Annotated in this window: 18 protein-coding genes and 1 pseudogene; 8 read left to right on the top strand and 11 right to left on the bottom strand. The window is 70.5% G+C overall.

Going from position 1 to position 20,119, the window contains the following annotated elements; genetic code table 11:
- Nucleotides 1–21 precede the first annotated feature (21 nt).
- Nucleotides 22–444 (top strand): aggregation-promoting factor C-terminal-like domain-containing protein, encoded by a 423-nt coding sequence (locus tag ACZ5VD_RS04585; protein WP_468550707.1) that lies wholly within the window; start codon nucleotides 22–24, stop codon nucleotides 442–444.
- Between the two features lie 212 nt (nucleotides 445–656).
- Nucleotides 657–815: pseudogene (locus ACZ5VD_RS04580) on the top strand (DUF1275 domain-containing protein); the annotation flags it as partial.
- 178 nt (nucleotides 816–993) lie between these two features.
- Here the strand turns inward: ACZ5VD_RS04580 and ACZ5VD_RS04575 are convergent.
- Nucleotides 994–1,599 carry a hypothetical protein gene (locus tag ACZ5VD_RS04575; RefSeq protein ID WP_468550708.1) on the bottom strand — a complete coding sequence of 202 codons (606 nt, stop codon included), beginning with the start codon at nucleotides 1,597–1,599 and terminating at the stop codon, nucleotides 994–996.
- Nucleotides 1,600–1,766: 167 nt separating this feature from the next.
- On the opposite strand from ACZ5VD_RS04575, the gene ACZ5VD_RS04570 reads away from it, so the two are divergent.
- A complete protein-coding gene (locus tag ACZ5VD_RS04570; RefSeq protein WP_468680664.1) occupies nucleotides 1,767–2,912 on the top strand; it encodes a helix-turn-helix domain-containing protein in 1,146 nt (381 codons plus the stop codon).
- A 235-nt stretch (nucleotides 2,913–3,147) separates the two neighbouring features.
- Here ACZ5VD_RS04570 and ACZ5VD_RS04565 read toward each other — a convergent pair whose 3' ends face one another.
- From ACZ5VD_RS04565 to ACZ5VD_RS04530, 8 genes are all read right to left on the bottom strand, one after another.
- Nucleotides 3,148–6,501, bottom strand: coding sequence for a S8 family serine peptidase (locus tag ACZ5VD_RS04565; protein ID WP_468680663.1), 3,354 nt, complete (start codon nucleotides 6,499–6,501; stop codon nucleotides 3,148–3,150).
- Nucleotides 6,502–6,615: 114 nt separating this feature from the next.
- Nucleotides 6,616–7,674 carry an ABC transporter permease subunit gene (locus tag ACZ5VD_RS04560; RefSeq protein ID WP_468550711.1) on the bottom strand — a complete coding sequence of 353 codons (1,059 nt, stop codon included), beginning with the start codon at nucleotides 7,672–7,674 and terminating at the stop codon, nucleotides 6,616–6,618.
- A complete protein-coding gene (locus ACZ5VD_RS04555; RefSeq protein WP_468550870.1) occupies nucleotides 7,671–8,609 on the bottom strand; it encodes an ABC transporter ATP-binding protein in 939 nt (312 codons plus the stop codon). Before ACZ5VD_RS04555 ends, ACZ5VD_RS04560 begins: the two co-directional genes overlap by 4 nt.
- Before the next feature lie 4 nt (nucleotides 8,610–8,613).
- Nucleotides 8,614–9,072: a GntR family transcriptional regulator gene (locus ACZ5VD_RS04550; RefSeq protein WP_468680660.1), complete on the bottom strand. Its 459-nt coding sequence runs from the start codon at nucleotides 9,070–9,072 to the stop codon at nucleotides 8,614–8,616.
- A 357-nt stretch (nucleotides 9,073–9,429) separates the two neighbouring features.
- Complete coding sequence (locus ACZ5VD_RS04545) at nucleotides 9,430–9,888, bottom strand: pyridoxamine 5'-phosphate oxidase family protein (protein WP_468680658.1); 459 nt, start codon at nucleotides 9,886–9,888, stop codon at nucleotides 9,430–9,432.
- 1 nt (nucleotide 9,889) lies between these two features.
- Nucleotides 9,890–10,378, bottom strand: coding sequence for a hypothetical protein (locus ACZ5VD_RS04540; protein WP_468680655.1), 489 nt, complete (start codon nucleotides 10,376–10,378; stop codon nucleotides 9,890–9,892).
- A gap of 51 nt (nucleotides 10,379–10,429) precedes the next feature.
- A complete protein-coding gene (locus ACZ5VD_RS04535) occupies nucleotides 10,430–11,020 on the bottom strand; it encodes a hypothetical protein (RefSeq protein ID WP_468680652.1) in 591 nt (196 codons plus the stop codon).
- 54 nt (nucleotides 11,021–11,074) lie between these two features.
- Nucleotides 11,075–11,464 carry an ATP-binding protein gene (locus ACZ5VD_RS04530; RefSeq protein ID WP_468680650.1) on the bottom strand — a complete coding sequence of 130 codons (390 nt, stop codon included), beginning with the start codon at nucleotides 11,462–11,464 and terminating at the stop codon, nucleotides 11,075–11,077.
- Between the two features lie 92 nt (nucleotides 11,465–11,556).
- Between ACZ5VD_RS04530 and ACZ5VD_RS04525 the strand changes: the two genes are divergently transcribed.
- The gene (locus ACZ5VD_RS04525; protein WP_468680648.1) at nucleotides 11,557–12,405 is read left to right on the top strand and encodes a helix-turn-helix domain-containing protein; all 849 of its coding nucleotides are present in this window, start codon (nucleotides 11,557–11,559) and stop codon (nucleotides 12,403–12,405) included.
- Nucleotides 12,365–12,649 carry a DUF397 domain-containing protein gene (locus tag ACZ5VD_RS04520; RefSeq protein ID WP_468680646.1) on the top strand — a complete coding sequence of 95 codons (285 nt, stop codon included), beginning with the start codon at nucleotides 12,365–12,367 and terminating at the stop codon, nucleotides 12,647–12,649. Before ACZ5VD_RS04525 ends, ACZ5VD_RS04520 begins: the two co-directional genes overlap by 41 nt.
- On the opposite strand, the gene ACZ5VD_RS04515 is transcribed toward ACZ5VD_RS04520, so the two are convergent.
- Entirely contained in the window at nucleotides 12,646–13,815 is a 1,170-nt protein-coding gene (locus tag ACZ5VD_RS04515; RefSeq protein WP_468550719.1) for a steroid 3-ketoacyl-CoA thiolase, read from the bottom strand. The two genes, ACZ5VD_RS04520 and ACZ5VD_RS04515, sit on opposite strands and share 4 nt — an antisense overlap.
- 251 nt (nucleotides 13,816–14,066) lie before the next feature.
- Between ACZ5VD_RS04515 and ACZ5VD_RS04510 the strand changes: the two genes are divergently transcribed.
- Complete coding sequence (locus ACZ5VD_RS04510) at nucleotides 14,067–15,302, top strand: cytochrome P450 (protein ID WP_468550720.1); 1,236 nt, start codon at nucleotides 14,067–14,069, stop codon at nucleotides 15,300–15,302.
- Nucleotides 15,303–15,423: 121 nt separating this feature from the next.
- Here the strand turns inward: ACZ5VD_RS04510 and ACZ5VD_RS04505 are convergent, their stop codons facing one another.
- A complete protein-coding gene (locus tag ACZ5VD_RS04505) occupies nucleotides 15,424–17,478 on the bottom strand; it encodes a bifunctional glycosyltransferase 87/phosphatase PAP2 family protein (protein WP_468680644.1) in 2,055 nt (684 codons plus the stop codon).
- A 356-nt stretch (nucleotides 17,479–17,834) separates the two neighbouring features.
- On the opposite strand from ACZ5VD_RS04505, the gene proP reads away from it, so the two are divergent.
- Nucleotides 17,835–19,283 carry a glycine betaine/L-proline transporter ProP gene (gene proP, locus ACZ5VD_RS04500; protein WP_468680641.1) on the top strand — a complete coding sequence of 483 codons (1,449 nt, stop codon included), beginning with the start codon at nucleotides 17,835–17,837 and terminating at the stop codon, nucleotides 19,281–19,283.
- A gap of 132 nt (nucleotides 19,284–19,415) precedes the next feature.
- Entirely contained in the window at nucleotides 19,416–20,096 is a 681-nt protein-coding gene (locus ACZ5VD_RS04495; protein WP_468680638.1) for an O-methyltransferase, read from the top strand.
- Nucleotides 20,097–20,119: the final 23 nt, after the last annotated feature.

The following is a 20,119-nucleotide window of genomic DNA, read 5'->3' as shown; positions in this document are numbered from 1 at the left end:
CCCCGAAGAAAAAGGTTCTCCGTGTCCGTCGCCCGCATCGCTCGTCGCATCGCCTCCCCGAAGAAGGCCCTGACCGCCGCCGCCCTGGCCGCCGCCACCACCGGCATGGTCCTCACGGCGACCCCCAGCCAGGCGGCCACCTCGGTCTCCTCGGCCGGCCAGGCCAAGGCGATCGCGCACAAGATGATCCCGAGCACGGCCCAGTACAACGCGTTCAGCAAGATCGTCGAGCACGAGAGCGGCTGGGACGTCGACGCCACGAACGCCTCCTCCGGCGCCTACGGCCTGGTCCAGGCCCTGCCCGGCTCCAAGATGGCCTCGGCCGGCTCCGACTGGAAGACCAGCGCCGAGACCCAGATCGAGTGGGGCCTCGACTACATGAACTCCCGCTACGGCAGCCCGACCGGCGCCTGGGCGTTCTGGCAGGCCAACGGCTGGTACTGAGCCGCTGGTACTGAGCCGGACTGCTGTGACGAAGCCGCGCTGAGCGCAGCCCCCGCACGCGAAGGCGGCGGCCCCCGATCCCCGGGGCCGCCGCCTTCGCCCTGTCCGGGCCAGGCCGAGCCGGGGTGTACCGGCCCAGGTGTACTGACACACCCGAACCCCGCCCGCCGCCCGCCGCCCGCCCATGAGCACGGAGAACTCCGCCGCAGCCCCTGACGCTGCCGCCACCGCTACTCGCAGCCGCCACCCGCGAGGCCCGCGGACTCCCCTTGGCCCCGGTCCTCCTCGCCCTCACCGTGGTCAGCGGCCTGATCGACGCGGTGAGCTATCCGGGCCTCGGCCACGTCTTCACCGCCAACTTGGCTTCCTCCCCCGCCTAAGAGGCCATCTCATTCGGCGAGTCTGCGGTAGCAGATGAGGGTGCAGGCGATGCTGGTGAAGGCCAGGAAGTGGTCGCCGCCGGCGGAGCAGGTGGGCACGACAGCGGCGCGCCCGGGTTCCGGCCGCGCCGCTGTCGAGCTGTGGTCAGCCCTCGGGGGAGCCCCCGGGTCAGTGGAGCTTGTTGACGGCGGTCTTCGTCGTGGTGCGGAAGGCGGTCAGCGGGGCGTCCTCGAGGTCGCCCATCTGGCCCCAGCGGACGAGGGTGACGGTGCGGCCGTCGCGGCCGACGGAGAACAGGTGGATGTCGGAGATGCCGATCTGCGGGTCGGCGGTGTCCAGGCTGTAGACCCAGGCGCCCTCCTCGACGGCGAGCTTGCCGTGGGAGGCGCTGACGGCCTGCAGGCCCGGGTTCTGCTGCTCCAGCAGGGGGCCGCAGCCGGCGAGGGCCCCGCGAAGGGTGTCAACCAGCTTCACGGCGTCGGCCTCGGTACGGGCGACGGTGGTGACCTGGACGCCGTTGGTGTCGAGCTCGGTGCTGAACTCGCGGTAGCGGGTGTTCTGCGCCGGGATCTTGTACGGGGCGCAGAGGACGCCGCCGTTCTCCGGGACGCCTGCGAAGACCTGCGTGGCGGTCCACGGCGTCGACGACGCCGGCATCTGGGAGGCGGCGAGGAAGGCGGGCTGGGCAGCGGCCTGCGCCGGGGCTGTGGCGAGGGCCGCGAGGCCCAGTGCGGCAGCGGCTGCGGTGGCGAAGGCGGTGCGGAGCTTGTTCATGGTGGTGGATCCCCCGTCGGGTCGTTCGGTCGGTCAGTGCTCCACCAGCGTGGGGCCGGCGCCCGCCGACTGCAACGATCACGCGCCCACCAGTCGTCCCGGAACCATTCCACCCCCGCTGACGTGCAAGGACGTGAAGGATGGGACGCAGGGTCGAGGGGGATGGAATGCCGAAGGACGCCGCCGTCGAGGAGTTCGCGGGGCTCGTGCGCGCGCTGAAGGCGCGGGACGGGAGGAGTTACGAGGCGCTGGGCCGGCGGCTGAGCGTCAGCGCGTCCACCCTCCACCGCTACTGCTCGGGCGCGACCGTCCCGGAGAAGTTCGCCTTGGTCGACCGCCTCGCCCTGCTGTGCGGGGCGGACGAGGAGGAACGGCGGGCCCTGGAGGCGGCCTGGACGGAGGCGGACCGCGCCCGCCGCCGAGCGGCCTCGCCCGCGCCCACGCCTGTGCCGGCCGTGTCGGCCGCGCCGGAATCGAACCCGGAACCGTCCGCGCCGGAGGCGCCCCGCGCCCGCCCCCGTCGTGGCGCCCCCGCTCCCCTCCTCGTCGCCGCCGCCGTCGCCCTCGTCGTGCTCGCCCTCGCCGCCGCCCTGCTCGGCCACCCCACCCGTACGGCTTCCGCCCCCGCTCCCGCTTCCACCGCTCCGGGGCGGACCGCGGCCCCCCTCCCCTTCACCTGGAGCATCGGTTCCCAGCTCTGGGAGGGCGGCTGCGGGCACACCTACCTCGTGGACCGGGCCCCCCGCGCGGTCGCCCCGCCGCCGGTCACGGCCGACTCCGGAGCGTGGGCCGGGACGCACGGTGCCGTGCACGGCGGGGAGGCGCTGGTGCGGATCACGGTCCAGGGCCGGTCGCCGTCCGACGCCGTCGTCCTCCATGCCCTGCACGTGCGCGTGGTCGACCGCGACGCGCCGCTGCCGTGGAACGCGTACCGGATGGACAACGGCTGTGGCGGCGCCGTCACCCCGCGCCACTTCGCCGTGGACCTCGACCGGCCGCGCCCGCTCGCGAGACCCGTCGACGGCCTTGACGCCTCCGGCGCAGAGGTCCGGAAGATCCCGGCCGTCTCCTTCCCGTACAAGGTCACCTCCTCCGACCCCGAGGAGCTGCTGGTCTCCGCGCGGACGGCGGGCTGCGACTGCCGCTGGTACCTGGAGCTGGAGTGGAGCACCGGGGGCCGTACGGGGACGGTGCGGATCACGGACGGCGGGAAGCCGTTCCGCACGAGCGGGACCAAGGGGAGGCCGGCGTACGTGCACGACTCCGCCGAAGGGCGCTGGATCACAGACTCGGACTCTGGCCAGACCGGGTGACCGATGAGCAACTTCGAACGGGAAGGCCGTTGCCAAGGGCACCGACCTGGAGAACTACGCAAGCACCGACGCGCTGTCGAAGTCCCGTTCGGATCTGGCCCACATGAAGGAACAGCGCACCGTGATCCGGGGCGAGCTCGGACACGACGCGACGGTGACCTCGCTCGACGCGGTCGCGAAGCTGCCGACCGCGTCGATCGAGGACGACGACCGTCTCGTCCACGTGTACAGACGTCTACTTGACGGTCCGGTAGGCCCGCTGGATCGTCTGCTTCAGGGTGTTGCCGGCCGCGTCCGTGAGCGTCACGCGCAGAGAGACCGTGCCCGCCTTCGCCGGGTGGCGCAGGTCGAGGCGCTTGCCGTCGACCGCCTTCGCCGGGTGCCAGGTGCGGCCGTCGTCGTACGAGACGGAGAAGGCCAGCTTGCGGGCGGTGCGCGCGGTGGCCGCGCCCTCGACCGTGAACGGGACCGAGAAACGCGTACCCGCCTTGGCCGTGCTCGCCGAGCTCAGCCGGGGCGTGAAGCGGACCACCGACAGCGGCAGCCGCTGCCCGTCGCCGGTGACGTGCGCGGAGGTGAAGGTCCACTCGGCGGTGATCCGGGTGCTGACCGAGGACAGCGTGGTGGGACGGGAGACGTCCGTGGTGAGGCGGAACGCCCGCTTCGCGGCGGGGAGTTCGTACGAGACGCCGTTCAAGGGCTCGTCAATGGCGAAGACTCGGGTGCCGTCCGCGTACAGGGTGCTCCTGGCCTTGCTGTACTGGGAGTCGCCGATGTGGCCGGCACCGTCGGAGAAGAGGGGGAGGTAGGCGAGGAAGGTGTTGCCGACGCGGACCGCGCCGGGGCGGTCCTCGCCGTCGGTCAGCGGGCCGGTGAGGTGCGGGCCGAAGACGCCGGTGTTGAACCGCTCGGTGTACTCCTTGCCCGCGCTGTACGAGCGGGGCTTCGCGATCCACTGGCCGGCCTCCCACACCGGTTCGCCGTCCGCGTCCTTGCCGCTGCCCTGCGAGACGGAGTACCGCCACCGCACGCCCGGCAGGACGTACTCGGTGAAGGCGCCCGGCAGCGAGCGCGTGTCGGGGAAGAGGTCGAACGACGAGCCGCCCGGAGTCATCGGCGCGGCGACGAGCGTCGCCGTCTTGCCCTTGGCCGGCGCACCCGCGGCGAGCGTGACCTTGGCGAACTGCCCGCGCTTCGGGTTCGCGGTGAAGCCCGACAGGTCGCCGGTACGGTTCCAGACCGGCCGGTAGCGCGTACTGCCGTGCGTCCAGGTGCCGTTGTACTGCGCGAACGCCTCACCCGCCGGAAGCCGGGCGCCGAACTGACCGACGCGCAACGTGGCGAAGCTGCCCATGAGGTACGTCGAGATGCTCCGGTTCCCGCCGATGTCGAACCCGTAGTTGAGGGTGGCGTCGGTCTGCTTCGCGCGGCTGTCCGGCACCGTGATCCGGACCGGATCGGCCTTACGGGCGTCCATGACGAGGGTGGTGTCACGGGTGAGGGACACCTTCGGGTTGAGGAGGAGGGCCAGCTCCCCGGAACGGTCTTCGGGGTTCGCGCCCGTGTCGATCCGGCCTTCGAGGCTGTACCGGCCCCTGGGCAGCCGTACGGTGAACTCGCCGTCCGTGTCGTCGGAGAAGTCCCGCCAGACCTCGTTGTCCAGGCCCTGCACCCCGGTCTCGGAACGTTGGGCGGGCTTGCCCTGCAGGTCGAGGTGCTTGACCGTCAGGTCGTACGACTCGACCTCTCGGTGTACGCCGATACCGGTCCGCACGGTGGTGCCCGCGCCGTCGGTCGCGGTGACCGCGCCGCCGAAGGAGCCGTCGGCCGTGCCCGCGCCGCTGTCGACGGTGACCTGGGCGGTCGCGGTGGCGCCCGCCGGGACGGTGAGCTGCTTGGGCGAGACCTCGAACATGCCCTCGGCCGCGGGCTTTCCGTCCTCGCCGTACGCCTCGGTGGTCAGGTCGAGAGTGAGGGGGCGGTCGCCGTCGTTGCGATAGGTGACCGTTTCGGTGACCGGCCGGTCGTCGGTGTGCGGCCACTGCTGGGCAGCGAAGCCGAGAGTGGCGGGGGTCGTGGTGAGCTGCTGGTCGAGGGCGCGGACGAGGTCCGTACGGCCCGTGCCCTGCGCGAACGCCGAGACGCCGGCGGTCGGCTTGGCGGAGGCGGTGAGGGCGGCCTTGAGTCGCTCACCGGTCCAGTCGGGGTGGCGCTGGGCGAGGATCGCGGCGGCGCCCGCGACATGCGGGGTCGCCATCGACGTACCGCTCATCGACACGTAGCCGTCGGCGGCCGGGTCGCCCTCCGTGCCCTCGGCGGCCTTCGCGGCGACGATGTCGACGCCGGGCGCGGTGAGGTCGGGCTTGAGGGAACCGTCCGCCGTCGGGCCCCGGCTGGAGAAGTCGGCCATCGCGTCGGTACGGTCCACCGCACCCACGGTGAGCGCGGCGGCGGCGCTGCCCGGCGATCCGACGGTGGCGGCGTCCGGGCCCTCGTTGCCGGCGGCGATCACGAAGAGGGCGCCGGAGGAGGCGGACAGCTCGTTCACCGCCTGCTCGACGGGGTCGTCACCGGGGCTGTCGGGGCCGCCCAGGCTGAGGTTGATCACCTTGGCGCCCTGCGCGATCGCCCACTGCGCACCGGCGATGATGCCGGACTCCTCGCCGTAGCCGCCGTCGTCGAGCACCTTGGCGCTGATCAGCCGGGCGCCCGGCGCGACCCCCTTGTACGTGCCCCCGGAGTGCGCGCCGGACCCCGCGACCGTCGACGCCACATGGGTGCCGTGGCCCACCCGGTCGACGGTGTCCGCCGCCTCGGAGAAGTTCTTCGCCGCGTCGACACGGCCCTCCAGATCCGGATGAGTGTCGTCGACCCCGGTGTCCAGCACGGCGACCTTGACGCCCTTGCCGTCGTACCCGGCCGCCCAGGCCTCGGGGGCGCCGATCTGGGCGGTGCTCCGGTCGAGGGCCGCCTCGACCTTCCCGTCGAGCCAGATCGTCTCGACCCGGTCGGCGGCGGCCGATCTCGCCCGCGCCGTCCCACCGCTGCCGGTGAGCGTCTCCCACAGCTCGGCCCCCTCGGACTTACGGGCCTTCAGCGCGTCCCCGTTGACGCTGGGCAGGTCCCGGCTGATCCGGGCACCGGCGGCGGACAGCGCGCTCGGCGCGAGGCTGTGACCCTTGGCGTACGTCACGATCAGCGGGAGGTCGGGGCGGGCCGCGTCGTCGTACCCCCACTCGACCAGCTGCGTCACGTCGAACAGCCGCCGGTCGGCGGTGCCGTTCGCGAGGAGCCGCTCGGCGTCGCGCGGGACGACGTAGGTGCGGTCGTCGTTCCGGGCTATGCGGAAGGTGGTGCCCTCGCGCCCCTTGGCGGGCCGTACACCGGTGACCTGTCCGGTGGCGTCCAGGGTGACGCGGTCGCCGGTGACGAGGGTGACGGTCCTGGCCTTGCCGAGGGCGCCGGCCCTACCGCTTCCCGTCTGCGCGGCCTGGGTTCCCGGCGCGCTGAGCAGGGTGGCGGCAAGGGCGGCGGCGGTGAACAGGGCGAGAGCCGAAGCCTCACCCGTTCGCCTCTTGCGGTGGTTCAAGGCATGCCTTTCTCTCCGGACTTCCGGGCATGGCGAAGCAGCCCGGCGGACGGGACAAGGAATCAACGGGTGGGAAGAGGCGCCCCTCCGAAAGGGGCGCGGGGGGGGCGGGACTCAGACGAGCCGCTTACGGCCCCAGAGGAAGAGGAACGCCACGACACCGGCGGTCAGGGCGAACAGGATCGACGCTCCGAACCACTGCATGCCGTTCATCTGCGACATGGGGAGGTACTCCGCCGACCAGCCCACGACATCGGCCTTGTCCAGGCACGCCTGCCGTGCCGCGTCGGTCGACGACTGCGAACAGGTGCTCCACCCCAGGAGATCCCCGCCGCTGGTGAGATACGACTCGTCAATCTGGTACGCGCTCTTGGGTATCGGCGGAAACGAGTTCTCGCCCATAACACCCTTGTTCGTCGTGACCGTGATCACGTTGCCGAGCGACATCAGCAAGTAGCCCCAGACGAGCTGGAGGACGACGGTGAAGCCGAAGGTGACCACCATGGCCATCAGCGTGCGCCGCAGCACCACGCCGATCGCCACCCCGCCGAAGACGGAGAAGAGGGTGAGGGCGACGGGTACCGGGCCCGTGGTGTTGAACGCCTCTCCCGAGGTCCAGTCCATGACCGTGACCTCGGACTTGACGGGGTTCCACCACCAGCCGAACACCGCCGACAACACACCCGTGCTCACCAGAACCACCAGTCCGGCCAGCCCCAGCTTCGTGGCGAGCCAGCGGGTCCGGCTCATGGACTGGGCGGCGACCAGCTTGGCCGTGCCGCTCTCCAGGTCGCCCGCGAGCAGCGGGGCGCCGAGGAAGACACCGAGCAGGATGGGTATCGCCTGGAGACCCGTGGAGACGAAGGAGAACGCGTCGTTGTACTGCTGGAACCTGCCGCCCGCCTCGTCGAGGCTCTTGCCGGGATAGCCGTAGCCGTCGAGGAAGTCGACCAACTGGCCGCGCTGGTAGACCATCCAGGCCACGGAGAGCGCGGTGGCGGCGAGGATCGACCAGAACGCGGCCCGGTGCTGACGCCAGATCAGCCAGGTCATACCACTGAGGTGAGGACGCCGGGTGGCCTCCGCGGTGGTCGCGTTCATGGTCCCGTTCTTGCCGTCGGTCGGGGTGCCGGTCGTGCCGGCCGGGTTCGAGGCGCTGGTGAAGGTGCTCATGCCGCCACCGCCCCGGTGCCGAACCCCTGGCCGTGGACCTGGGCGGTGGGGGTGATCAGCGGTGGTGCGTCGGGTGAGCGGAGATAGGCGAGCAGGAGTTCCTCCATGGTCGGGGCGTTTATGTCCCAGGGGCCGGTGACCGGACCCTCGGGGCGGATGAGCGCGGTGAACTGCCGTCCGCTGATCCGGGACTCGACGAGGGTGTGGTGCCCGAGGGCGAGGGCGGGAGGCATGCCGTCACCCTCCTTGGCGCCCGTGACCAGGGTGTGCACGGACATCAGCTCGTCCACGTCACCGGCGAGGCGCACTCCGCCGCCGGAGACGACGACGAGGTAGTCGCACACGTTCTCCAGTTCGGCCAGGACGTGGGTGGACATCAGCACGGTGGTTCCGCGCTCGGCGGCCTCGGCGAGGAGGGTGCCCATGATCTCGTGGCGCACGACCGGGTCGAGGTCCGACATCGGCTCGTCGAGCATCAGCAGGTCGGGGCGCTTTCCGAAGGCGAGGGCGATGGCGACCCGGGTGCGCTGGCCTCCGGAGAGGGTGCTGATCTTCGCCTCGAAGGGCACGTTGCCCGCGCGGATGATGTCCTCGGCGGCGCGCTGGTCCCAGCCGGGGTTCAGCTCCCGGCCCAGACGCAGGGTCTCCGCCACGGTGAAGCGGCGGAACAGGGGCTTCTCCTGGGCGAGGAACGCGGTACGCCGACTGGACTCCACCGAGCCCGGAGCCTCACCGAACAGGCTGATCGAGCCGTTCGTCGGCTGCAGGACATGGGCCGCGATGCTCAGCAGCGTGGTCTTGCCCGCCCCGTTGGGTCCCACCAGGCCGCAGATCCGTCCCGCCGGGAGCCGGAAGGAGCAGTCCCGCAACGCCCAGCCCCGCCGGTAGCGCATCCCCAGCCCGTACGCCTCGATCGCCGGTTCCCCCGCGTACATACCTTCACTCACCTGTGCTCCTAGTCGTCGTGGACCCCGTTGTCGTGGACCCCGTTGCCGCCACGTTCCCGGCGGCGTACTGCTTCTCCATCGCCGACGCGACCAGCGCGGCCACGTCCTCCTGCTCCAGACCGGCCCCGGCCGCCCTCGACATCCACGCCACCAGCTCCGCGTACAGCGGCGAGTCGGTGCCCGTCTCGGGGCGGCCCAGCGTGCGGCGCACGAAGGTGCCCTGGCCCGGTCGCGGCTCGACCAGGCCCTCGCGCTCCAGCTCGCGGTACGCCTTGAGGGTGGTGTTCGGGTTGACCGTGCTGGTCGCGGCGACCTCCTTGGCGGTGGGCAGCCGGTCACCCGGCACGAGTACGCCCAGCCGGAGGGCCTGCTTGGTCTGCTGCACGATCTGCTGGAAGGCGGGGACCCCGCTCCGCCTGTCGATGCGGTACTCCACGATCACCACCACCATTCCACTATGTGATTAGTGGAATGATGATGGAGGGGTGCGAGGGAGGTTGTCAATGCCGACCGGGGACGAGGAGAAGCGGATGGGAGGCCTGCTGACCGTCCCTTTCTGGGACATCAGCGGACAGGGAACAAGGCATGTCCGGCAAGAGACGCCTGATGGGGGCCGGTCCGACGAGGGCGCTCATGGCCAGGCTCGGCGCACGCGGAAGCGGCGGCAGGCAGAACGACAACCCATGAGATGGCTCCACCGCCGGCGGGGGCAGCGGTGACCGGCGCGACGAGGGCCACGACGACGACCAGGCCATCGCGCCGGACCCCGCATCGGAGACGGCCCCACAGGGCGTCTCCACGGTCACGGTCAGATGAGGTCGACCGGGATCCGGTGATCGGGGCGGCCGTCCTTGGCCAGGATCGAGTGGTCGTCGGCCACCGCGCGGTAGAGGACCAGCCCACCGGGAGGGTTGAGGTCGTCGCCGGTCCAGGCTCGGCCGCCGTGGCGGAGGGAGCGGCGGGAGAAGGTGTCGATCGCGCGCTCGATGTCCGGCTCGGGCACCCGCGCGGCCGTCGCGGCCATGTACACGCCCTGGCCGGTGCCGATCGCGGCCGACGAGTCGAAGACGGCGATGCCCACCTGGGGCCGTACCGCGATGTTGCGGGAGTGGGTGGCCTCCGGCGAGGAGAGCCAGAGGAACTCACGGCAGTCCACGTGGGCGAAGTAGACCGGGGAACTCCAGGGCCGGCCGTCGGTGTCGGCGGTGGCGAGGACCAGGTACAGGTTCTCTTCGACGATGCCGCGCACGATCTCGTCGGGCTTCATCTCAGCGGCTCCTGCGGTAGGTGAACTCGATGTCCTTGCCCCAGTCGGCCGGGGCGTCCTCCGGGCCGTCCTCCGCCCGGTCCCAGACTCCGTGGATGGTGTCGCGGTCGTCGTCGAACCGCCCGGTGAAGCGTTGCCGGAACAGCAGGGGCGAGAAGTCCGGCGCCTCACGCAGCAGCCGCCACACACCGTCGGCGAAGGTCATCGAGTACAGCCGTACGATCCCCCGCGAGTCGTAGTAGTGGTACGTGTACTCGCCGCTCTCCGGGTCCACCGCGATGATCGCCTCGCTGTCGGGGGCGGGTTCCGGGGCGCTGGTGCGCTGGATCAGGAACTGCCCGCCCAGGGCCCACTCGAACACGCTGCGACCGGTGGACCGGGGCGGACCACCACCGAACACCGCCTCCACCACCCACTCACCGACCAGCACGTCCAACCGCCCCAGAGCTTCCTGTCGTGCCGTCGCGTCCATCGCGATCACCTCCTCCACACGACAGACGGCAGCCGCGCACAAAACTCATCGGTGCCCGTGCTCCCGAGGTCAGCCGGGCGACATGCCCCGCTCGACGTCGACGAAGACCGTCCGGCGGAACTCGGTCTCGGCCACGACCACGTCGGGGCAGGCGCGGCGCAGCGCCTTGACGAGCGGCTCCATGGCGACCGCGGTGCACCGTGCGTTGTAGGTCGTGTACTCCGCACCCTTCACGTCCAGCCGCAGCACCAGTTCGTCCTTCTCCTCGTACTCGTCGTCCTGTCCGGACTCCACGTCGACGAAGGAGGCGTTGCCCACCTGAAGCGGACGCAGGCCGGTGACGGCTGTCAGGGGGTACGTCCGACTGCGCCCGTACCGCTGCCGCAGCAGCAACCGCCCCTGGTCTCCCTGCCCCACCCGAATCTCGACCACCGAACGCCACACCGGGATCCAGTACCGCGCCGAGTAGGCGATCCATGCGAGGCCCCACGCGCCGAACAGGAACGACCAGGACGCCGAGAAGAACGCGCACACGAGGGCCAGCGGCAACAGCACCAGCAGGGGGAATCCCCCGCCTTCGACGAACCCGTGCCTCGGCCGGACCTTCCACCGGTAGGCCCAGGAGTCCTTCGTGTCTCTCTCACCGGCGTCTTGAGTCATGAACCCATCATCAGCGCGGGTGAAAGCGATATCCAGCGGCGTGAGCCCGTCACTTCAACCGCGGCACTCGAACCACACCACCTTGCCGCCCCCCGACCGCGGCCCCACCCCCCACTTGTCGACGACGGAGTCCAGCAACACCAGCCCCCGGCCTCCCTCCGCCTCCATCGACAACCCCCGTGACAGACAAGGCAGCTCGGGGACCCCGTCCCCCACCTCCACTCTCACCGCCCCCGCCAGCCGCAGCACCACCAGCGCACACCGCCGGTCCGGAACATGCCGTACGACATTGGCGACCAGCTCGGTCACGCCCAACTCCACGGCGTCGGTGAGCTCTTGGAGCCCCCACTCGTCGAGCAGCGAGCGGACGATGCGGCGGATGTGACGGGCGGAGTGTTCGCCTGCGGTGAGACTCAGGCGGTACTGGGGAATGTATGAGTTCACAGGACGAGGGTGACCTCGCATAACTACCGTGGGCCACTGGATGAATACAACTGGTTCGACTGTGAACCGGCCTGCCCTAGAGGGGACTTCCCGTGGCCCACATCAACGCCCTCGATCCCGGCGCGTCGGCACTCGACTACTACGGCTTCGAGCTGCGGCGACACCGCGAAGCCGCCGGGCTGACCCAGCGACAGCTGGGTGACATCGTCAACTACACGGGCTCGATGCTGTGCCAGATCGAGACCGCGAGGAAGCTGCCGACGCCGGAACTGAGCGAGCGGGTGGACGCGGCGCTGGGCACGGGCGGGTTACTCTCCCGACTCGTCGAGCTAGTGATGCGAAGCCAACTGCCGGCCTGGTTTCAACAGGTGGCGGAACTCGAAGCCAGGGCAATCGAGATCTGCACCTTCCATACGCACCTGGTGCACGGCCTTCTGCAGACCACGACGTATGCGCATGCCGTGCTCGGCGCACTGGACCAAGAGGACCTGGATGACCGCACTGCCGTGCGGCTCGCCCGTCAGCGCATCTTCGACAAGGATGCCCCACCGGTCTTCTGGGCTGTCATCAGCGAGGCAGCCCTCCGCCAGGAAATCGGTGGCGCGGCTGTCATGCGAGGCCAACTGACTCGGCTGTTGGCCTTCGAGAACAACCCTCGCATCAACATCCAGATTCTGCCGTTCTCGGCCGGGGTGCACGCGGGACTACAAGGCTCGTTCGACGTCTTCCGCTTCGCGAGCGACCCCACCATCGTCTACACCGAGGGATACGGCAGCGGACATCCAACCGCGAACCCGGACACCATCCAGGACTGTTCACTCCGTTACGATCACCTGCGAGCCGCCGCTCTCTCCCTCAAGGACTCGGCGGAGTTGATCCGGCGAGTGATGGAGGAGCGCTATGGGGAGCAAGGCAGTTCCGACGGGGACTCGGTGGCGTAAGTCCAGCTACAGCGGCGACCAAGGCGGCTCATGCGTGGAGTGCGCGCCACTCGGGCAGCTGACCTGGCGCAAGTCGTCGTACAGCAGCGACCAGGGCGGCGAGTGCGTAGAGATCGCCGAACTCCCCACCACCGCCCCCGCGTCCCTCGCCATCCGCGACTCCAAGACCCCGGCGGGACCGATCCTCACCCTCGGCCCCGCCGCCTTCACGGCCTTCGTGAACTGGACGTCGGACGTCGGCTAAAGCCGCTGGATGATCGTCCCGGTGGCCAGCGCACCCCCCGCGCACATCGTCACCAGTGCGAACTCCTTGTCCGTGCGCTCCAGTTCGTGCAGGGCGCTCGTGATGAGCCGGGCTCCCGTCGCGCCGACGGGATGGCCGAGGGCGATGGCGCCGCCGTTGACGTTGACCTTCGCGAGGTCCTGGTCGAAGACCTGGGCCCAGCTCAACACCACGGACGCGAACGCCTCGTTGATCTCGACGAGGTCGATGTCCTTCAGGGACATGCCGGCCTTGCCCAGCACCGCGCGGGTCGCGTCGATCGGGCCGTCGAGGTGGAAGTGCGGGTCGGCGCCGACCAGGGCCTGGGCGACGATCCGTGCCCGGGGCCGCAGCTTCAACGCGCGTGCCATCCGCTTCGACGCCCACATGATGGCCGACGAACCGTCGCTGATCTGCGAGGAGTTGCCCGCCGTGTGGACGGCGGTCGGCATGATCGACTTGAGGCCCGCCAGGGCCTCCATGGACGTGTCGCGCAGGCCCTCGTCCCGGTCGACGAGGCGCCACATGCCGAGCCCGGTGGCCTGCTCGTCCTCCGTGGTGGGGACCTGGACGGCGAACGTCTCCCTCTTGTACCGCTCCTCCGCCCAGGCCGCGGCGGCCCGTTCCTGCGAGAGGAGCCCGAGCGAGTCGACGTTCTCCCGGGTCAGTCCGCGACGGCGGGCGATGCGTTCCGCGGCCTCGAACTGGTTGGGGAGGTCCACGTTCCACTCGTCGGGGAACGGCTTCCCGGGGCCGTGCTTGGACCCGGACCCCAGCGGCACGCGCGACATCGACTCGACGCCGCACGAGATCCCCACGTCGATGACGCCCGCGGCGATCATGTTGGCCACCATGTGGGAGGCCTGCTGCGAGGAGCCGCACTGTGCGTCGACCGTCGTCGCGGCCGTCTCGTAGGGCAGGCCGACCGTCAGCCAGGCCGTGCGCGCGGGGTTCATGGACTGCTCGCCGGCGTGGGTGACCGTGCCGCCGACGATCTGTTCGACCGCGTCGGCGGGGATGCCGGTACGGCCGAGGAGTTCTCGGTAGGTCTCGCCCAGCAGATAGGCGGGGTGCAGGTTGGCGAGCGCTCCGCCGCGCCTGCCGATGGGGGTGCGTACGGCCTCGACGATCACGGGTTCCGCGGCCATGGGGAGTTCCTCTCCTCCGGTACCCGCGCGGCGCGGGGGCGTCCCGGCCCGGCCCGCCACGCGGAACTAGTACGTGTTCTAGTTCCACCTGCAGTCTGCTGACCGGTCGCCCGCCACCGCAAGGGGCGTGCACTCAATTCGAGGTGCCGCACCCCTTGCTAGTTCTGGAACGCGTTACTACCTTCACGGCGACCTCATTCCTGATGGACCGTCAGAAGCCGTGCGGTCCGGAGCCTGAGCCGGAGTCGCCCATGCCCTGTCCAGTATTCCCCGACGGGTTCGACTTCACCGACCCCGATCTGTTGCAAGACCGCGTCCCCCTCACGGAGTTCGCCGAACTGCGCCGGGCCGAGGCGGTCCGCTGGATCCCCCAGACGGAGAACCTCGCCGGCTTCCAGGACCAGGGGTACTGGGCCGTCACCCGGCACGCTGACGTCAAGTACGTCTCCACACACCCGGAGTTGTACTCCTCGTCCCTCAACACGGCGATCATCCGCTTCAACGAGCACATCGAGCGCGACGCGATCGACGCCCAGCGGCTGATCCTGCTCAACATGGACCCGCCGGAACACACCCGGGTCCGCCAGATCGTGCAACGGGTGTTCACCCCGAGGGCCATCCGCGCCCTGGAGGACAACCTGCGCTCCCGCGCCCTCAGGATCGCGGCGGAGGCGAGCGCCCAGTCCGGCTCCTTCGACTTCGTCACCCAGGTCGCCTGCGAACTGCCCCTCCAGGCCATCGCCGAGCTCATCGGCATCCCGCAGGACGACCGGGCCAAGATCTTCGACTGGTCCAACAAGATGATCTCGTACGACGATCCCGAGTACGCGATCACCGAGGAGGTCGGCCAGGAATCGGCCATGGCTCTCATCGCCTACGCGATGAACATGGCCGCCGACCGCAAGCAGTGCCCGGCCAAGGACATCGTGACGACGATGGTGACCGCGGAGAACGAGGGCACCCTCAAGGCGGACGAGTTCGGGTTCTTCGTGCTGATGCTGGCGGTCGCGGGCAACGAGACGACCCGCAACGCCATCACCCACGGCATGCACGCCTTCCTCACCCACCCCGAGCAGTGGGAGCTGTACAAGGCGGAGCGGCCGTCGACGGCGGCGGAGGAGATCGTCCGCTGGGCGACACCGGTCAACTCCTTCCAGCGGACCGCCACCCAGGACACCGAACTCGGCGGCAAACTGATCAAGAAGGGCGACCGGGTGGGGCTGTTCTACGCCGCCGCCAACCACGACCCGGACGTCTTCGAGAACCCCGACACCTTCGACATCACCCGCGACCCCAACCCCCACCTCGGCTTCGGCGGCGGAGGCCCGCACTACTGCCTCGGCAAGTCCCTGGCCGTCCTCGAAATCGACCTCATCTTCAACGCCGTCGCCGACGCGATGCCGAACCTGAAACCGACGGGCGATCCACGCCGGTTGCGCTCCGCCTGGATCAACGGCGTCAAGGAGCTTCAGGTCAGCACGAGTTGACGTACCGGCCGGATCCACCGCACACCCGCCCCGCACTCGGGCCGACGGCTTCCCGGCGCCGTCGGCCCGTTCCGGCGTTGCGGAGAGTGCCTCCGCCGAGCCCGGCCGACCGGGCGCCGGCTCAGCTCCGTGCGGGGTCCTTCACCAGCGCCGGTTCGCTGTCGACCGGTGCCGGCTTCACGCTGCCGGCCCGCGGGCCCTGGAACAGGTAGGCCAGTCCGAAGCCGCCGAGGACGACGGCCGCGCCGCCCGCCGCGTCCAGCACCCAGTGGTTTCCGGTCACCACGATCGCCGTGAGGGTGAACAGCGGGTGCAGCAGGCCCAGGGCCTTCATCCGCCGCTTCGGTGCGACGAGCATGATGACGAGCCCGCACCACAGGGACCAGCCGAAGTGCAGCGAGGGCATCGCCGCGTACTGGTTGGTGAGGGCGGTCAGGGTGCCGTAGTCCGGCTGGGAGAAGTCCTGGACGCCGTGCACGGTGTCGATGATGCCGAGGTCGGGCATCAGGCGCGGCGGGGCGAGCGGGTAGAGCCAGAAGCCGACCAGGGCGAGCAGGGTGGCGAAGCCGAGGGAGGAACGGGCCCAGCGGTAGTCGACGGGGCGGCGCCAGTACAGGACGGCGAGGACGCTCAGCGGGACGAAGAAGTGGAACGACTCGTAATAGAAGTCGAAGAAGTTCCGGACGAAGTCGACCTTGACGACCGCGTGGTTGGCCCAGTGCTCGATGTCGATGTGGAGCCAGCGCTCCAGGTCGTGGATCTGGTGGCCGTGCTGCTCGGCGCGGGCCCGCCCGGCCGAGTTGGAGCCGCCGGTCGCCGCGAGACGGACCTGCTGGTAGGCGGCGTAGGTGACCCGGATGAGCAGCAGTTCGAGGAGCAGGTTCGGGCGGCTGAGCACGCGGCGCAGGAAGGGCAGCAGCGGAACGTGCCGGAAGCGGGCCGGGACGGGTGGGGCGTACTCCGTCGGGATCGGGGCCCGGTAGTACGGCGAGGTGCGCGACAGGAACGGGACGGCGGTGGCCGCGGCGACGGCCGCGAGCAGCACCACGTTGTCGCGCAGGACGTACAGCGCGGGCATGTGCGGCAGCATCATCGTGGCCGGGAGCGTCATCACCAGGACGACGGCGACCGGCCACACGTACCGGTCCGAGGCGCGCTTGCCGACCCGGCCGACGACCGCGAGGAGCACCCACAGCAGCTGGTGCTGCCAGGTGGTCGGCGAGACGGCGATGGCGGCGCAGCCGGTGACCGCGACGGCGAGCAGGAGCTGTCCGTCACGGGCGTAGCGCACCGCGCGGCGCACGCCGAGGGCGGCGACCGAGGCGCCCAGCAGCAGGAAGAGCGCGATCTCCAGCGGGCCGGCGAGGCCGAGGCGGAGCAGGAAACCGTGCAGGGACTGGTTGGCGAGGTCGTCGGCGGGGCCGCCGAGGCCGACGCCGGCCATGTGGTGGACCCAGTAGGTGTACGAGTCGTGGGACATCGCCGCCCAGGCCAGCGCCGTGCAGCCGGCGAAGGTCACGCCGGCGGACAGGGCGGCCTTGCGGCGGCCGGTGAACCACAGCAGCGGGGCGAAGAGCAGGACCGTGGGCTGCAGGGCGGCGGCGAAGCCGATGAGCAGGCCGCTGGCCCGCTCGCCGCGTACGGCGAAGCAGCCCAGCAGCACGAGCAGGACCGGGATGATGCTGGTCTGGCCGAGCCAGAGCGTGTTGCGCACCGGCAGCGACAGCATCAGCAGGCTGATCGCGACCGGCGCGGCCAGCAGCGAGCTGCGGCGGGTGACGGGCTGGGGGAGGGCGCGGGCGGCGACCAGGCCGAGCGCGACGACCAGCAGCAGCGTGCCGAAGGTCCAGCCCCAGCCCAGGGCCTGTTCGGCGGCTCTGGTGAGTGGTTTCATGACCAGCCCGCCGAAGGGCGTGCCGGTGAACCGCGTCGAGTCGTAGAGCGAGCCCTTCACATGGAGGACGCCGTTCGGGCCGACCCAGGTCTCCAGATCCGTCAGCCGCTCCCCCTTGGGCGTGCTGAGGACGACGGCCAGTTGTCGTACGGCGAGGACCGCGGCGACCAGCCACAGACCGAGCCGGGCCGCGCGCAGGCGGGCCTGGTCAGGCGTGGCCGTCCCGGCTGCCGTCGCTCCGAACGCTTCCGCCGGTCGCCCACCGTGCTCCGCATTTGCCACGCCTCGTCGGCCTCCCGCCCCATTCGTCTCACACATCCCATGCGTCGGGATTGCTCAGCGAACTCTATGAGACTCGCGGCACCCCCTCAGAGAGACGCGGGCAACCCCCGCTTCACCTGACGTCCGCTCGCCTTTTGTCCGGATGACGATAGTCCGCGGACGGGTCCGTCACCTCAGCGGGAGGCGAGAAGGATCACACCGAGGGGTCGGAAGATCCCCTGTGTGGCCGGGAGTCGACCCTGCATACACAGCATTTATGTGCACCATGCAACGAGCCGTACGCGCCACGTGACCAGGACAAGTCCTCCTATGGTCGTCCTTTCCCCTGTCCCCTCGAAAGGTAGGCGAGCGACGTTTTGCCGAGTGCCCCAGCCGCCACTCCGTCCTCCGGCAAGCCCTCCGGCCGATCCTCCGGCCCCTCCTCGGGTCAGCCCTCCGGTCCCCCCGCGGGAGACCCGACCGCGGACCCGGCCGTCCCGAGGAACGCCACCGTCACCGACCCGGCCCTCGTGAAACGTGCCGTCAAGGCGGCCGCGCTGGGCAACGCGATGGAATGGTTCGACTTCGGCGTCTACAGCTATATCGCGGTCACCCTGGGCAAGGTCTTCTTCCCGTCCGGCAACCCCACCGCCCAGTTGCTCTCCACCTTCGGCGCCTTCGCCGCGGCCTTCCTGGTCCGCCCGCTCGGCGGCCTGGTCTTCGGCCCGCTCGGCGACCGCGTCGGCCGTCAGAAGATCCTCGCCCTCACCATGATCATGATGGCCGCGGGCACCTTCGCCATCGGCCTCATCCCGTCGTACGCCTCGATCGGCGTCGGCGCCCCGCTCCTGCTGCTGGCCGCCCGTCTGGTGCAGGGCTTCTCCACCGGCGGCGAGTACGCGGGTGCCTCCACCTTCATCGCCGAGTACGCCCCCGACAAGCGGCGCGGTTTCCTCGGCAGCTGGCTGGAGTTCGGCACCCTCGCCGGGTACATCGGCGGCGCGGGTCTGGTCACGCTGATGACCGCCCTGCTGTCCAGCGAGGACCTGCTGAGCTGGGGCTGGCGGATCCCGTTCCTGATCGCGGGCCCGATGGGCGTCGTCGGGCTGTATCTGCGGCTGCGCCTGGAGGAGACCCCCGCGTTCGCGGCCGAGGTCGCCAAGGCCGAGGCCGACCGTCCCAAGGTGCCGCTGCGCGAGATGGTCACCGGCCAGTGGCGGACACTGCTGCTCTGCGTCGGCCTGGTGCTGGTCTTCAACGTCACCGACTACATGCTGCTGTCGTACATGCCGAGCTACCTCACCAGCGAGCTGAAGTACGACGAGACGCACGGTCTGCTCGTCGTCCTGGCCGTGATGGCGCTGATGATGGTCGTGCAGCCCTTCGCGGGCGCCCTGACCGACCGGATCGGCCGCCGCCCGGTGATCGCCGCGGGCTGCGCCGGCTTCCTGCTGCTGTCCGTCCCGGCCCTGCTGCTGATCCGCCAGGGCAGCCTGTTCGCCATCGCGCTCGGCATGGGCGCGCTGGGCCTGCTGCTGGTCTGCTTCACCTCGGCGATGCCGGCCGCGCTGCCGGCCCTCTTCCCGACGCGGGTCCGCTACGGCTCCCTGTCCATCGGCTTCAACGTGTCGGTCTCCCTGTTCGGCGGAACGACCCCGCTGGTGGTGACGGCCCTGATCGGCGCGACCGGGAACATGATGATGCCCGCCTACTACATGATGGCCGCGGCCGTGATCGGCGGCGTCGCGGTGTGGTTCATGACGGAGTCGGCGGGACGGCCGCTGCCGGGCTCGGCGCCCGCCGTGGAGGGCCGGTCCCCGGCCTGAGGTGATCGGCCGAAAACCGTCGGCGGGGCGGCACCGACGGCGGGTGGACGCTGACAGGGAACCGGGGCGCGACTATATTCGTTAGCGCAGCTAGTTAGCGGATCTAACTAGGCACACGAAAGGCACAGGTGCATGAGCGAGTCGCAGCGCTGGGACGACGTCGACGACTACTTCACCACCCACCTCTCCCCCGACGACGAGGTCCTCGCCGCGGCCGTGCGCGACAGCGAAGCCGCAGACCTCCCGCAGGTCGCCGTCACGGCCCCCCAGGGCAAGTTCCTCCAGCTCCTCGCCCAGATCCAGGGCGCCCGCACCATCCTGGAGATCGGCACCCTCGGCGGCTACAGCACCATCTGGCTGGGCCGCGCGCTCCCCGCCGACGGCCGCCTGGTCTCCCTGGAGTACAGCGCCCGGCATGCCGAGGTCGCCACCCGCAACCTCGCCCGCGCCGGCCTGGAGAAGCTGGTCCAGGTGCGGGTGGGCCCGGCACTGGAATCGCTGCCCAAGCTGGCCGAGGAGCACAAGGAGAACCCGGCCCCCTTCGACCTGGTCTTCATCGACGCCGACAAGGACAACAACCCGCACTACCTGGAGTGGGCGCTCCAACTCACCCGCCCCGGCAGCCTGATCATCATCGACAACGTGGTCCGGGGCGGCCGGGTCGCGGACGCCGACAGCATCCAGCCGGACGTCCAGGGCACCCGGACCGCCCTCGAACTCATGGGCAAGCACCCCAGGTTGAGCGGCACGGCGATCCAGACGGTGGGCAGCAAGGGCTACGACGGCTTCGCCCTGGCCCGCGTGCTGGCGTGAACGCCGCTGCTCACACGTGTACT

It is taken from the genome of Streptomyces sp. NPDC032822, from assembly GCF_055578825.1.
The sequence above is the reverse complement of the archived record's forward strand: the minus strand, read 5'-3'. Positions and strand labels throughout refer to the sequence as shown.